Origin of the sequence: Devosia sp. (assembly GCF_017307495.1) — a bacterium.
In the GTDB taxonomy this organism is placed as follows: Bacteria; Pseudomonadota; Alphaproteobacteria; order Rhizobiales; family Devosiaceae; genus Devosia_A.
Map to the genome: position 1 here is coordinate 24,003 of NZ_JAFKHE010000023.1, position 13,787 is coordinate 37,789.

Genomic DNA, 13,787 nt, shown 5'->3' on the forward strand with positions numbered 1-13,787 from the left:
CGTCTCGGCCTGCGGCCGATCCACCCTCTCCCCGACGGGGAGAGGAACAGGGGTGATTACCGAGGCCGCAGGATTCTTCTCCCCGTCGGGGAGAAGGTGGCGCGTAGCGCCGGATGAGGGGGTTCAGCGCTCTGAAGCTGCCGGCGTGCGCACCGCCGTCGCCAGCCAGATGCCCAGGCTGACCAGCCCCAGCGCCACGAGGTTCTTCCACTCGAGGAAGGACTCGCCCAGCACCAGCCCGCTGAGCGTCACGCCGAAGACCGGGATCAGGGTGTTGAAAATGGCAATCGAGCCAACCGGGTTGTGCTTCAAGAGCAGGGCCCAGAGCGAGAAGGCCGCCGCCGACAGGGCGCCGAGATAGGCGAGCAGCACCACCATCTCGAGGCTGAACGCGCCGAGGTGGCCGCTGGTCGCGAGGCCGGCCACGCTCAGCATCACGCCGCCGAGCCCAAGCTGCCAGCCGGTCATCACCAGCACGTCCAGCTTCTTGCTGATGCGCTTGCCGTAGATGCCGGCGACCGAAAACAGCACCGCCGCGATGAGGATGAAGCCCTCGCCGAGCAGCGAGAAGCTGAAATCGAGGGCGGCGCTCGACAGGTTCACCACCACCACGCCGGCAAAGCCGATGACGCAGCCGAGCAGGCGGCGGAGCGTCAGCTTGTCGTTGGCATAGAGCCAATGCGCGAGGAGGGCCGAGAAGAACGTGCTCGACGAGGTGGTGATCGACACCTTCACTCCGCTCGTGTGCGCGAGGCCCACATAGTAGAACAGATACTGCCCGGCCGTGGACACCAGCCCGAGCAGGCCGACCTGGCCGAGGCTGCCGGTGCTCAGCCCGATCGGCCGCCGCGTCGCCACCGCATAGCCGAGCAGCAGAACGCCCGACAGCGTGAAGCGCACCCCGGCAAACAGGAGCAGGGACGGCGTGTCGCCGGGCGCGATCGACAGCAGTTCATAGCCGATCTTCACCGCCGGCACGGCGCTGCCCCACAGGAAGCAGCACGCAAGGGCGAGGGCGAGGACGACGCGACGATCGGAGAGGGGAGAGGGCACGGGTGCTTCTGGAGCGGGAGGTGCACGTTGCTACCCCCACTCCGACCCTCCCCACAAGGGGGGAGCGAGCCCCGCCTGCTGCCCCTAGCCGAATACCACGGTCTTGCGACCGTTGAGCATCACGCGGTTCTCGAGGTGGAGCTTCACCGCGCGCGCCAGCACGCGGCTCTCGATGTCGCGGCCGGCGGCCACCAGGTCGTCGGGGCTCATGGCATGGGTGACGCGCGCCGTCTCCTGCTCGATGATCGGACCCTCGTCGAGTTCGGGCGTCACATAGTGCGCCGTGGCGCCGATCAGCTTCACGCCCCGCTCATGCGCCTGGTGATAGGGCTTGGCGCCCTTGAAGCTGGGCAGGAACGAGTGGTGGATGTTGATGATCTGGCCGTAGAGCCGGGTCGCGAACTTGTCCGACAGAATCTGCATGTAGCGCGCCAGCACGACGAGGTCGGCGCCGGTCTCCTTGAACAGGGCGATGACCTGCTCCTCCTGCGCCGCCTTGTTGTCCCTGCCGACCGGCAGCAGGTAGTAGGGGATGCCCTCGTAGTCGGCGGTGCGGCGGCTGTCCTCGTGGTTGGAGACGATGCCGACGATCTCGGCATCGAGCCAGCCGACCCGGATCTGGTAGAGCAGGTGCAACAGGGTGTGGTCGAACTTCGAGACCATCACCAGGATCTTCTTCTTCTTCGACCGGTCGACCAGCGTGGTGCGCATGTCGAAGCGCTCGATGGCCGGCTTGAGCCCGCGTTCCAGCGCGTCGCGGTCGACGCCGTCCGGCGCGGTGAAGGCCAGCCGCATGAAGAAGGTGCCCGTCTCCTTGTCCCAGAACTGGTTGGATTCGGCGATGTTGCAACCCAGCCCCGCCAGTTCCGTCGTCACCGCGGCAACAATCCCCGGCCGGTCGGCGCAGGAGAGGGTGAGGATGAAATTGGCAGACATCTGAGGCTCCAAAACAAAGTCGCGGAGCGATGCACGCAATAGCGGGTGGGGTCAACAGGTTGGTGGGGTGGAGGGTTTGCGGAGCCAGGAGCGAGGCGGCTAAGCCGCTCGCAACTGCTCGATGGCGTCGATCTCCGCCTTCTTGGCCTTTGCCTCGGTTGCCAGATCGTAGGACGCCTGCATGTTCATCCAGAACTCGGCGGTCGTGCCGAAGAACTTGGCGAGCCGCAGGGCCGTATCCGGCGTGACCGGGGTCTGTTCCGCAGCCAGGCGCTCGATCCGGGTCCGCGGCACATGCAGCTTCTTGGCCAGAGTGTACGGCTTCAGTTTGAGCGGGAGGAGGTATTCCTCACGCAGGATCTCGCCGGGATGGATGGCAAAGCCGAGAGCGGTCATGGTCTGGTCCTCAGTCGTGATAGTCCGTTATCTCAACGTCCTCTGGTCCGGCATCGGTCCAGCGAAAGCAAAGCCGAAACTGGCTGTTGATCCAGATGGCGTGCTGTCCCGCCCGATCCTTGATCAAAGGGTGCAGCTTGTTGCCGGGCGGCGATTTCAGGTCGTCCAGGGTCGTTGCGTTGTCGAGCATAACCAGCTTGCGCTGCGCCGATCGGATCAGATCAGACGGAAAGCCCTTCGGCGACTTGCCGGCCGCAACCGCCTCAGTAGTCTTGTCCCGGAAAGACCTGATCATGCACGTATCATTGCGCGATACCAAGCGTCCGGTCAAGCAAAAGTATCACGACGAGATACGTTGGCCCTGCTCAGCCTGGCCTACCCCTCCAGCCAGGCGCGCCGCCGTCTCGCTCCCCTCCCCCTTGAGGGGAGGGGGTGGGGGTGGGGGTCGTGCGGTGACTCATCGGGCCATCCCCTCCCTCGATCCCTCCCCTCAAGGGGGAGGGAGGTCCAACCGCAAAGCCAGCAGGCCTACCCCTCGAGCATCCACTCATGCTCAGGCGCATTGTAGAATTTCCACGTGCGCCTCGGACCGGCCATGACGTTCAGATAGTAGATGTCATACCCCGCCACCGCGGCCACCGGGTGGTAGCCCTTGGGCACCAGCACCACGTCGCCGTCTTCGATCAGCATGGTCTCGTCGAGCGAGCGGTCGTCGGTATAGACGCGCTGGAAGCCAAACCCCTGCGGCTTGGAAAACCGGTGGTAGTACGTCTCTTCGAGCAGGCTCTGGCGCGGCAGGTCGTCCTCGTCGTGCCGGTGCGGCGGATAGCTCGAGGTATGCCCACCCGGGGTGATGACCTCGACCACGAGCAGGGAATCCGCGTCCGCCGTCTCGGGCAGGATGTTGGTGGGGTAGCGCGTGTTGGTGCCCTTGCCGCGCGTCAGGCGCTCCGCCTGCTCCGGCCCGAACATCCGCGCGGGACGCGCGCCGGGCCTGCCGGGCGCGGTGCAGATCGCGACCTCGAGCGGGGTCAGCGCCTCGATGCGCCAGCTGGCGCCGGCCGGGGCATAGACCGCGTGCGGCGGGCCCTCGAACGGGCTCATGCGCTCGCCGGCAAGGAAGGTCTGGCCGTCGACCTCGATCGAGGCGCGGCCCGAAATCAGCACGATGCAGGCCTCGCGATCGGGCAAGCCGCCCCGCGCGACATCGCCGGCATTGGGCAGCTTGTGCAGGTCAAAGCCGACATAGGTCCAGCCGGCATTGTCGGGGGTGACATGGTGCACGTGCCCCGACGGTGCCGAAGGCCTAATTCTTAGGTTGCCCATCCTCGTACTTCTTCAGTTCCTTGTCGAAATTGATGCCGAACGACCAGATGGCATAGGCCAGCGCCGCGATCGTGATCCACTGCCAGAGCGGCTCGTGATTGAAGAACCACTCGAACACGCACCAGGCCACGATGATCGCGATCAGGATAATGCGCCGGTACGGCGGCTTGAACCAGGGCAGGGTGAAGAGCTTGGGCTTGTTGGTTTGTTCGGTCACGCGCGTCCTCTCGGTCAGCGGGCGGGGAAACCCTGCGTCTCCACCTCATACCCGGCCGCAGCCATCACCCGCATCAGCTCCTTGTAGCCTACTTGCGCCATCCTGAGCGGCGGATTCGTCCTGGGGTCCTGCTCGGCCTCGACCACGAACCAGCCTTCATAGCCATAGTCGGCGAAGCGCTTGACGATGGCGCCGAAATCGAGCGAGCCGTCGCCGGGCACGGTGAAGGCGCCGAGCGCGACCGCATCGAGGAAGCTCTGCTTCGTGCGGTCGAGCCCATCGACCACGGCCCGGCGGATGTCCTTCACATGCACGTGGTTGATGCGCGCGTGGTGCTTGTCGATGGCGCGCAGCACGTCGCCGCCGGCGAAGGCCAGGTGCCCGGCATCGAGCAACAGCGGGATGCCCGGGCCCGAAGCCGCCATGAAGGCATCGAGCTCGGGCTCGGTCTCGACCACCGCCGCCATGTGATGGTGGTAGCTCAGCGGCATGCCCTCAGCCGCGCACCACTCGCCGAAGGCCGTGACCTTCCTGGCATAGGTCTTCATCTCGTCGTCCGAGAGTTTTGGCTTCGTAGCCAGCGGCTTGGACCGGTCGCCCTGGATGGAGCGGCCGACTTCGCCATAGACGATGCAGGGCGCGTCCACGGCCTTGAACAGCTCGATCATGGGGAGGATGCGGTCCTTGTTGGCCGCGAGCTCCTCGGTCACCAGCGTGCCCGAGAACCAGCCGCCGCACAGCGTCACGTCCGCCGCCTTCAGGATGGGCAGCATCACCGCCGGATCCTCGGGGAAGCGGCGGCCCTTCTCCATGCCGGTGAAGCCAGCCGAGCGCGACTGGCGCAGGCATTCCTCGAGCGACACGTCATCGCTCAGATCCGGCAGGTCGTCATTCCACCACGCGATTGGCGACATGCCCAGTTTGGCTTTCAGCATACTTGCTCCAATTTTGTGCCGGGGCCCCTCACCCGTCCCGGCTTCGCCGGTCCACCCTCTCCCCGACGGGGAGGAGGAACAGAGGTGAGCACCGATGCTGTGGTATTCTTCTCCCCATCGGGGAGAAGGTGGCGCGTAGCGCCGGATGAGGGGTTCAGAGCCGCTGCCCCTTCAGCGCGTCCTCATATTCTCTGCGCGCCGCGTTGACCTGCGGCCGCACTGACACCTCCGGCACGGCCACGTCCCACCAGTGTCCGCCGGCCTCGGTCGAGATCAGCGGGTCGGTGTCGATCACCAGCACCGTGGTACGCTCGACCTTCTCCGCTTCGCGCAGCGCGCTTTCGAGCTCGGACACCGAGAACACTTTTCGCGCCCAGGCGCCCATCGCCGCGGCATGCGCGGCGAAGTCGATCTCGGGCAACACCTCGTGCTTGGTGTCCTTGAGCAGGTTGTTGAAGTTCGCCCCGCCGGTGGCCATCTGCAGCCGGTTGATGCAGCCGAAGCCGCGATTGTCGAGCACGACGATGGTGAGTTTTGCCCCCAGCATCACCGAGCTCGCGATCTCGGAGTTCATCATCATGTAGCTGCCGTCGCCGAGCATGACGATCACGTCGTCATGCGGCTTGGCCAACTTCACGCCCAGTCCGCCGGCGATCTCGTAGCCCATGGTCGAGTAGCCGTATTCCATGTGGTAGCTGCCCGGCGCGCCGGCCGGCCAGAGCTTGTGCAACTCGCCCGGCAGCCCGCCCGAGGCGCAGACCAGCGTCGCCGCCGAGCCGCGGGCGCGGGCGACAGCGCCGATCACCTGCGCATCCGAGGGCAACTCGTTGGTCGGGTCGGTGACGGCCTTCGCCGCCTGCAGCCAGTCGGTCTTGGCGGCCTTGGCCGTCGCCTGCCAGGCATCGCTCGCATGCCAGGGCCCGAGCTTGCCGTCGAGCAGGTCGAGTCCGGCCTTGGCGTCGGCGATCAGCGGCAGGGCACGGTGCTTGCTGGCATCGAAGAGCTGGGTGTTGAGCCCGACGATCTTGACGCCATCGGCCTTGAACAGGGCCCATGAGCCGGTGGTGAAATCCTGCAGCCGCGAGCCGACGGCCAGTACGAGGTCGGCCTGCTCGGCGAGCAGGTTCGACGCCGACGATCCCGTCACACCAACCGAGCCCATGTTGAGCGGATGGTCATGCGGCAGGCTCGACTTGCCGGCATTGGTCTCCATCACCGGCACGCCGTGGCGTTCGGCAAAGGCGCGCAGCCCCTCGGCGGCGCCGGAATAGAGCACGCCGCCACCGGCGATGATCACCGGCTTCCGGGACGCGCGGATCGCCGCTACCGCGGCTTCGAGTTCGTTGACGTCCGGCATCGGGCGGCGCGGCGTCCACACGCGCTCGGCGAAGAAATCCTCGGGATAGTCGTAGGCCTCGGCCTGCACGTCCTGGCACAGGGCCAGCGTCACCGGCCCGCATTCGGCCGGGTCGGTCAGCACCTGCATGGCGCGGTTCAGCGCCGGGATGATCTGTTCCGGACGGGTGATGCGGTCGAAATAGCGGCTCACCGGGCGGAACACATCGTTGGCGCTCACCGTGCCGTCCTGAAAACTCTCGACCTGCTGCAGCACCGGGTCGGGCGCGCGGTTGGCGAAAACGTCGCCGGGCAGCAGCAGCACGGGCAGGCGGTTGACGTGCGCCAGCGCCGCAGCCGTCACCATATTGGTGGCGCCGGGGCCGATCGAGGAGGTCGCGGCCATGAAGCGGCGGCGGAAGCTGGCCTTGGCGAAGGCGATGGCGGCATGCGCCATGCCCTGCTCGTTATGGGCACGATAGGTCGGCAGCTCGTCCCGCACCTGGTAGAGCGCCTCGCCGAACCCGGCGACGTTGCCGTGCCCGAAAATGGCGAACACGCCGCCGAAGATCGGCAGCTTCTCGCCATCGATGATGGTCATCTGCCGGGTCATGAATCTTGCCAGCGCCTGCGCCATGGTGAGGCGGATGGTTGTGTTGGTCATTGGTTTCCTCCCTCACGCGCCGGTGGGCGCAACCCCTCATCCGGCGCTACGCGCCACCTTCTCCCCGACGGGGAGAAGAACACCGAAGCATCGGCGATCACTCCTGTTCCTCTCCCCGTCGGGGAGAGGGTGGATCGGCCGCAGGCCGAGACGGGTGAGGGGTTGCGGCACGCTCATTCCCCCCAGATCCCCACCAGCGCGGCGAACCGCGCGGCCATGTCCGCCACCGCCTCGTCGTCCGACATCGTGCCAGCAAACCACGCCTTGGCCGCTTCGCCAAATATCGTCCGCCCCACGGCAAAGCCGCGCACGGTGCGGGCCGACTTGGCGATGGCGAAGCCGCGCTGCAATTCGTCCTGCGGGGCATCGAGCCCGAGCAGCACGACGCCGCGGCAGAAGGGGTCGTTGGCCTCGATGGCCGCGTCGATCGCCGCCCAGGCGGCCGGACTCGGCTGGCTCTCGAGCTTCCACCAATCGGGCTTCAGCCCCGCGGCGTAGAGCTGTTCCAGGGCGCGGGCGGTGGTCGTGTCGTCGACCGGGCCGACCTTGGAGGGGATGATCTCGATCAGGATGTCGCGCCCGACCTTGCGGCAGGCGTCGTGGGCGGTGCGCAGCTTCTCCAGTTGTCGGGCATTGATCTTGTTGGGATCGTTGGGGTGCCAGAAGCACAGCACCTTGAGGGCATGGTCGACCGGCCACTCGACCAGTCGGCTGCCGATATCCTGCGAGAACTCGAATTCCAGCGGAATCGAGCCGGGCAGTTCCACCGGCCGGGCGATCCAGAAATCCTTTGGCGCCTCGAACAGGGCGTCGCGGCCCCATTTGTCGTCAAGCAGCATACCGAAGCCGGGCCGGCCATCGGCCACCTGCGCCGCCGCCTTCACGGCCAGCACCTTGAAGGCCGGGATGCGGTCGGCCTGGTCGCCGGCGATGTCCTCGATCTGCTTGCGATGATCGATGGCAAAGGCGGTGAGGCGCGGCCACTGCCTGCGGCGCGTCGTCGCCCAGTGGATGTGGTTAAGCGTCTCGTCCTTGCGCAGAGCCTTGAATTTGCTGCCGTGCCTGAGGAAGTGCTCGAGTTCGGTCCAGCTCGGATATTCGGGCGCGCAAAGCAGGCGGGAGACGGCGAAGGCGCCGCAGGCATTGGCCCAGGTGGCGCTCGTCGCGTGCTCCTCGCCGCGCAGCCAGCCGCGCAGGAAACCGCTCATGAAGGCGTCGCCGGCGCCCAGCACGTTGTAGATCTCGATCGGAAAGCCCTGGCCGACGATGCCGGCTTCAAGGTCGCCGCCGATCTCGCCGTCATAGACGATGCAGCCCTTGGCGCCGCGCTTCAGCACCACGGTCGCATCCGAGACGGCGCGGATGGCCTTGAGCGCCGCCAGCAGGTCGCTCTCGCCGGCGGCGATCAGAACCTCTTCCTCGGTGCCGACGATCAGGTCGCAGTCCCTGAGGATGGGCTTGATCTTGCCGGTCACGTAGTCCGATTTCACATAGCGCTCGAAGCCGGCGGCGTGGCCGGCGAGGCCCCAGAGGTTGGGGCGGTAGTCGATGTCGAACACCACCTTGCGCCCGGCCTCGCGGGCGATGCGGATGGCCTTGAGCTGGGCCGCCTCGGCGTTGGGGGTGGAAAAGTGCGTGCCGGTGACGACGATGGCGGCGGCACTCTCGATGAAGTCCGGGTCGATGTCCGCTTCGCTCAACGCCATGTCGGCGCAGTCGGTCCTGACGAAGATCATGGGCGAGACACCCTCGGCCTCGACGGCGAGCAGGACGAGCGCGGTCAGGCGGTCCGGGTCGGTGGCAATGCCCTGGGTTTCTACGCCCTCGCGGACCATCTGCTCCTTGATGAAGCCGCCCATCTGCTCGGCGCCGACGCGGGTGATCAGCGCCGACTTCAGCCCGAGCCGGGCGGTGCCGATGGCGATGTTGGCGGGGCAGCCGCCGACGGCCTTGGTGAAGCTGCCGATATCTTCGAGGCGGCTGCCGATCTGCTGGCCGTAGAGGTCCACCGACGAGCGCCCGATGGTGATGACATCGAGCCTTGGCTCCGGCATGATCTTCCCCGCTTGTTTCCGCTGGACGGCTTCCAGTCGCCGTTGTATCCCTCGCGCAAATGAAACGTCAATTCCGAATTGTCCAATTTCGGAATGAACGTTCTGCATTGTCGGGCGCAAAAGTCGTTCACAGTTCGTTCATCGGGGAGGCAAACTCGTGGTCAAATTCGGGATTCTTGGTGCTGGCCGTATTGGCAAGGTGCATGCGGGCACCATCGCCAACTCGCCGCGGGCCAGCGTCGCCTACGTGGCCGACGCCATCGCCGATGCCGCATCTTCGCTGGCCGGGAGCGTGGGGGCACAAGTTCTCTCGGTCGATGAGGTGATTGCTTCCGACGTCGATGCGATCCTGATCGCGACGCCCACCGATACGCATGCCGACCTGATCGAGCGCGCCGCGCGGGCCGGCAAGGCGATCCTGTGCGAGAAGCCGGTGTCGCTGTCGGTCGAGCGCATCGAGGCCTGCCTACCGGTGGTCGAGAAGGCCGGCGTGCCGCTGATGATCGGCTTCAACCGGCGCTTCGACCCCAATTTCGCGAGCCTGCAGAAGCGTTTGCGTGACGGCGCGGTGGGCGAGGTCGAGATCGTCACCATCATCTCGCGCGACCCGGCGCCGCCGCCGGTCAGCTATATCGAGCGTTCCGGCGGGCTCTATCGCGACATGATGATCCACGATTTCGACATGGCGCGCTTCCTCGTTGGCGAAGAATTCGTGACGGTGCAGGCCCTGGGCAGCGCGCTGGTCGACAAGGCGATCGGGGTCGCCGGCGACGTCGATACCGCCGCCGTGCAGATGCAGACCGCCTCGGGCAGGATCGCGGTGATCACCAATTCGCGCCGCGCCACCTATGGCTACGACCAGCGGCTGGAAGTGCATGGATCCAAGGGCATGCTGCGGGCTGGCAACGTGCACATGACGACGCTCGAGCAGGCCGACGGCGGCGGCTTCACCCAGGACGTGATCCAGAATTTCTTCATCGACCGGTATGTCGCGGCCTATGCCGCCGAGGTGAACAGCTTCATCGACGCCATGGACAAGGGCACCACGCCGACACCGTCGGGGCACGACGGGCTCATGGCGCAAAAGCTCGCGGAAGCAGCGACCAAGAGCTCGCAGACCGGGCAGGTCGTGCGGGTGGGGTGATACGGCTCTCCAACCCCTCACCCGTCTCGGCTCCGGCTTTCGCCGGAGCCGATCCACCCTCTCCCCGAGGGGGAGAGGAACAAGTGGACGCCACCGCGCTTGCCGTATTCTTCTCCCCGTCGGGGAGAAGGTGGCGCGAAGCGCCGGATGAGGGGTGGTTCCACGGGCAGGCCTCTATATCACCCAAACGGAGGGGCTTGGCTTACGTGCCTCCAGTCCCTAGTCTCCGCCGCACCATACCAGCCTCAGAGTCCCACCAGATGCCCGATGCCGCACCCGCCCCATTTGCCGGCAAGATTGCCGTTGTCACCGGAGGCGCGCAGGGCCTCGGCGAAGCGACGGCGCGGCTCCTGGCAGCGCGCGGCGCGGCCGGCATCGTCATTACCGACCGACAGGCCGACAAGGGCGAGGCGGTGGCCAAATCCCTGAACGCGGCCGGCACGAAGACGGTGTTCGTCGCTGCGGATCTCGCGAACCCGGGCGACGTGGCCCGGGTCATTCCCGCGGCGGACAAGGCGTTCGGGCGGGTCGACGTGCTGGCCAACATCGCCGGGCTGACCGACCGCGGCACCATCCTCGATACGGACCAGGCGCTGTTCGACAAGATGTTCGCCATCAACGTACGGGCGCCGTTCTTCCTGATGCAGGACGCCATCGCGGTGATGCAGCGCGAGCGCATCGAGGGCACGATCGTCAATATCCTGTCGGTCAACGCCTATATCGGTTCGCCCAACCTGGCGGCCTACAGCGCCTCGAAGGGCGCGCTGATGACGCTGACCAAGAACACCGCCAATGCCGTCAACATGCTGCGAATCCGGGTCAACGGCATCAACCTGGGCTGGGCCGACACGCCGGGCGAGCACGTGACGCTGAAGCGCTTCCACGATGCCGCCGACGACTGGCTGGAAAAGGCCGAGCCGACGCGGCCGTTCGGCCGGCTGATCAAGCCGGATGACGTAGCCCGGCTCGTCGCCTTCCTCGCGGGACCGGAATCGGCGCCAATGACCGGCTCCTGCGTCGATTTCGAGCAGACGGTGATCGGCGCAAGCGGCGGCGGGGCGATTGGCTATCCGGTGAAGCAGTAGGGCCTGGCAAGGCCCCCTCACCCGGTCCTTCGGACCGACCTCTCCCCCAAGGGAGAGGTGGTGTTGGGGCGAGATTGTGCCACAGGTTCACCTCTCCCTTGGGGGAGAGGTCGCCGCGTAGCGGCGGGTGAGGGGGCCTTTTTCTGCTTCTACTTCTCCCCGCGCCTCCCGGCCACGGCCACCGTGAGCGTCATGGCCAGGGCCATCGTTGCCGCCATGGAGCGGAAGCCCTCGAAGTCGGCTTCGACAATCTCGAGCCAGGCGTCGGCGATCGAGGCGATGGGGGAAAAGATCGAGTCGGTGATCGAGACCAGCTTGGCCTGGCGGGCCCGGGCGGCGTGGGCGAGGCTGACGGTCTCGCTGGCATAGGGCGTGAAGCTGATCGCCAGCACCGCGTCGCGCGGCGAGATGAAGTTGATCTGCTCGGCGCCGAGGCCGGCGACGCCGTCCACCAGGACGCTGCGGACGTTCAGCTTGCCCATGGCGTAGGCCATGTAGCTGGTGATCGGGAACGAGCGGCGAAGGCCGACGAGGTAGATGGTGTCGGCTCCCGCGAGGATGTCGACCGCCCTGTCGAGAACGGCCGGGTCGAGCTTGACCCGGAGGTCGGCGACGGAGCGCTCGGCGGCATCGGCAAAGCCCTGCAGCAGCAGGCCGGACGTGCTGGCGCCGCCGTGCTCGCGCAGCTGCTTCAGGCGCTCCTCATAGCTCGGCACGCGGTCGCGCAGGCGGGCGCGAAAGACATCCTGCAGGTCGGTGAAGCCCTGGTAGCCAAGGGCCTGGCTGAAGCGGACGAGGGTCGAGGGCTGGACGCCCGAATCCTGCGCGACGCTCGCCGCGGTGCCGAAGGCGATCTCGTCGGGATGGTCGAGCGCGTAGGTCGCGACCTGGGCCAGCCGGCGCGGCAGGGTGGGGACGCGGGCAGCGATCAGCGCGCGCAGGGCGGGAAAGTCCCGCGGCGCCGCCTCGTCCAACTTGATATCCGCGTCAGCCATGGACCGTGCTAGAACTCCCGGGGATCGGTTGGCCAATGTCCGACAGAAGTCCAAACCAAGTCCATGAACTTCTGCCGGTTTTTCCACGTTCCGCAACGGGAACGCCGCTCGCTTGACGGTTCAGCCTAAAATGGAATAAACATTCCATCAATGGGGAAAATTGCGTAACACGTTCCATTTGGCAGGACCATCGGTCCGGTGATCGATACGGGCGCCGTGCCGGTCACCATGGGCAATGCCGCGCAGTACAAGCAGGCTCTCTCCCACGAGCGGCACGTCCGGGGCCCGCAAGGGCTGCGGGCGCCTTCTCAAGTTCGGCGCGTGCACCCCTCGTCCGGCGCTGCGCGCCACCTTCTCCCCGACCGGGAGAAGAACACGGAGAGATCGGCGGGCAGCCCCGTTCCTTCCCCGTCGGGGAGAAGGTGGACCGGAGCAGCCGGGACGGGTGAGGGGTTGAGGCAGGGAGTCTCAAGATGACCACGATCGGGGTCGGCCTGATTGGCACCGGGTACATGGGCAAGTGCCATGCGCTGGCCTGGAATGCGGTGAAGCCGGTGTTCGGGGACGGGCCGCGGCCGCGGCTCGTGCACCTTGCCGAAGTGTCGCCGGAGCTCGCCGCCCGGCGGGCCGGAGAGTTCGGGTTCGACAAGTCCACATCGGACTGGCGCGCGCTGATCGCCGATCCGGAGGTCGAGGTGGTGTCGGTGACGACGCCCAATGCCTTCCACGCCGAGATGGCGATCGCAGCGCTCGAAGCCGGCAAGCACGTCTGGTGCGAAAAGCCGATGGCGGTGGCGCTGGCGGATGCCGAACGGATGGCGGCGGTGGCGCGCGGGTCGGGACGGGTCACGGCGCTCGGCTACAACTACATCCAGAACCCGGTGATCCGGCACATCCGGCGGCTGGTCGACGAAGGCGCCATCGGGGCCGTCAATCACGTCCGCTTCGAGATGGACGAGGACTTCATGGCCGACCCGGAGGCGCTGTTCTACTGGAAGAGCGAGGCCAGCTCGGGCTACGGCGCGCTCGACGATTTCGGGGTGCATCCGCTTAGCCTGATCCAGTACCTGTTCGGCGGGGTGCGGCGGGTGATGGCGCAGCTCGGCATGCCGTATGCCGACCGGCCGAGCCGGGATGGCGGGCGGCGCAAGGTCGAGACCTGGGACATCGCCTCGGTGCTGCTCCAGCTCAGGAACGGCGCGTCGGGGGTGATGGCGCTCGACCGTTCGGCCTGGGGGCGCAAGGGGCGGATCGCGGTGCAGATCTTCGGCAGCACGGGGACCATCGCCTACGACCAGGAGCGCATGAACGAGTTCCAGCTCTATAGCGCCAGCGCGCCGGCGGCCGAGCAGGGATTCCGGACGATCCTGACGGCGCCCGTGCATGCGCCCTACGAGAAGTTCATCCCGGCGCCGGGGCACGGGCTGGGGTTCAACGAGCTGAAGATCATCGAGTGCCATGAGCTGCTGCGCGCGATCGGCGGCGAGGCGGGGGCGCAGATCGTCGGCTTCGAGCGAGGGCTCGAGATCGAGCGGGCCGTGCATGCGATGGCGCAGAGCCACCGCGAGGGACGGTGGGTGGAGGTCTAGCGGCGGCGGATCGCTGCGCCGATGAGGTGGGGGCGCTCGGTGACGGACCGGGCCACCC

General features: G+C 66.9%; 13 protein-coding genes. 3 read left to right on the forward strand and 10 right to left on the reverse strand.

Translation table 11 applies throughout. The features are described 5' to 3' along the window. Positions 1-123: 123 nt before the first annotated feature. The 9 genes from J0I99_RS14700 to iolC form a co-directional block, all read right to left on the reverse strand. On the reverse strand, positions 124-1,053 hold the full coding sequence (locus J0I99_RS14700; protein ID WP_291398423.1) for a DMT family transporter: 930 nt from the start codon (positions 1,051-1,053) through the stop codon (positions 124-126). Between the two features lie 84 nt (positions 1,054-1,137). Next, positions 1,138-1,989 (reverse strand): formyltetrahydrofolate deformylase, encoded by an 852-nt coding sequence (purU, locus tag J0I99_RS14705; RefSeq protein WP_291398424.1) that lies wholly within the window; start codon positions 1,987-1,989, stop codon positions 1,138-1,140. Positions 1,990-2,088: 99 nt separating this feature from the next. Next, the gene (locus J0I99_RS14710; RefSeq protein ID WP_291389842.1) at positions 2,089-2,385 is read right to left on the reverse strand and encodes a HigA family addiction module antitoxin; all 297 of its coding nucleotides are present in this window, start codon (positions 2,383-2,385) and stop codon (positions 2,089-2,091) included. A gap of 10 nt (positions 2,386-2,395) precedes the next feature. Next, complete coding sequence (locus J0I99_RS14715) at positions 2,396-2,680, reverse strand: type II toxin-antitoxin system RelE/ParE family toxin (protein ID WP_291389841.1); 285 nt, start codon at positions 2,678-2,680, stop codon at positions 2,396-2,398. Positions 2,681-2,913: 233 nt separating this feature from the next. Then, positions 2,914-3,711, reverse strand: a complete 798-nt coding sequence (gene iolB / locus J0I99_RS14720) for a 5-deoxy-glucuronate isomerase (protein WP_291398425.1) — start codon at positions 3,709-3,711, stop codon at positions 2,914-2,916. Beyond that, positions 3,692-3,928: a hypothetical protein gene (locus J0I99_RS14725; RefSeq protein WP_291398426.1), complete on the reverse strand. Its 237-nt coding sequence runs from the start codon at positions 3,926-3,928 to the stop codon at positions 3,692-3,694. Before J0I99_RS14725 ends, iolB begins: the two co-directional genes overlap by 20 nt. Positions 3,929-3,942: 14 nt before the next feature. Then, positions 3,943-4,860, reverse strand: coding sequence for a myo-inosose-2 dehydratase (iolE, locus tag J0I99_RS14730; protein WP_291398491.1), 918 nt, complete (start codon positions 4,858-4,860; stop codon positions 3,943-3,945). A gap of 157 nt (positions 4,861-5,017) precedes the next feature. Further along, positions 5,018-6,862, reverse strand: coding sequence for a 3D-(3,5/4)-trihydroxycyclohexane-1,2-dione acylhydrolase (decyclizing) (gene iolD / locus J0I99_RS14735; protein WP_291398427.1), 1,845 nt, complete (start codon positions 6,860-6,862; stop codon positions 5,018-5,020). Between the two features lie 173 nt (positions 6,863-7,035). Next, complete coding sequence (gene iolC, locus J0I99_RS14740) at positions 7,036-8,916, reverse strand: 5-dehydro-2-deoxygluconokinase (RefSeq protein ID WP_291398428.1); 1,881 nt, start codon at positions 8,914-8,916, stop codon at positions 7,036-7,038. A gap of 157 nt (positions 8,917-9,073) precedes the next feature. Here iolC and iolG point away from each other — a divergent pair, with 157 nt between their 5' ends. Both iolG and J0I99_RS14750 read left to right on the forward strand, forming a co-directional pair. Beyond that, on the forward strand, positions 9,074-10,060 hold the full coding sequence (iolG, locus tag J0I99_RS14745; RefSeq protein WP_291398429.1) for an inositol 2-dehydrogenase: 987 nt from the start codon (positions 9,074-9,076) through the stop codon (positions 10,058-10,060). 260 nt (positions 10,061-10,320) lie between these two features. Beyond that, positions 10,321-11,145: an SDR family oxidoreductase gene (locus J0I99_RS14750; protein WP_291393994.1), complete on the forward strand. Its 825-nt coding sequence runs from the start codon at positions 10,321-10,323 to the stop codon at positions 11,143-11,145. 149 nt (positions 11,146-11,294) lie between these two features. Here the strand turns inward: J0I99_RS14750 and J0I99_RS14755 are convergent, their stop codons facing one another. Continuing rightward, positions 11,295-12,140 carry a MurR/RpiR family transcriptional regulator gene (locus tag J0I99_RS14755; RefSeq protein ID WP_291398430.1) on the reverse strand — a complete coding sequence of 282 codons (846 nt, stop codon included), beginning with the start codon at positions 12,138-12,140 and terminating at the stop codon, positions 11,295-11,297. A gap of 473 nt (positions 12,141-12,613) precedes the next feature. Between J0I99_RS14755 and J0I99_RS14760 the strand changes: the two genes are divergently transcribed. Next, positions 12,614-13,729 (forward strand): Gfo/Idh/MocA family oxidoreductase, encoded by a 1,116-nt coding sequence (locus tag J0I99_RS14760; RefSeq protein WP_291398431.1) that lies wholly within the window; start codon positions 12,614-12,616, stop codon positions 13,727-13,729. Positions 13,730-13,787 lie beyond the last annotated feature (58 nt).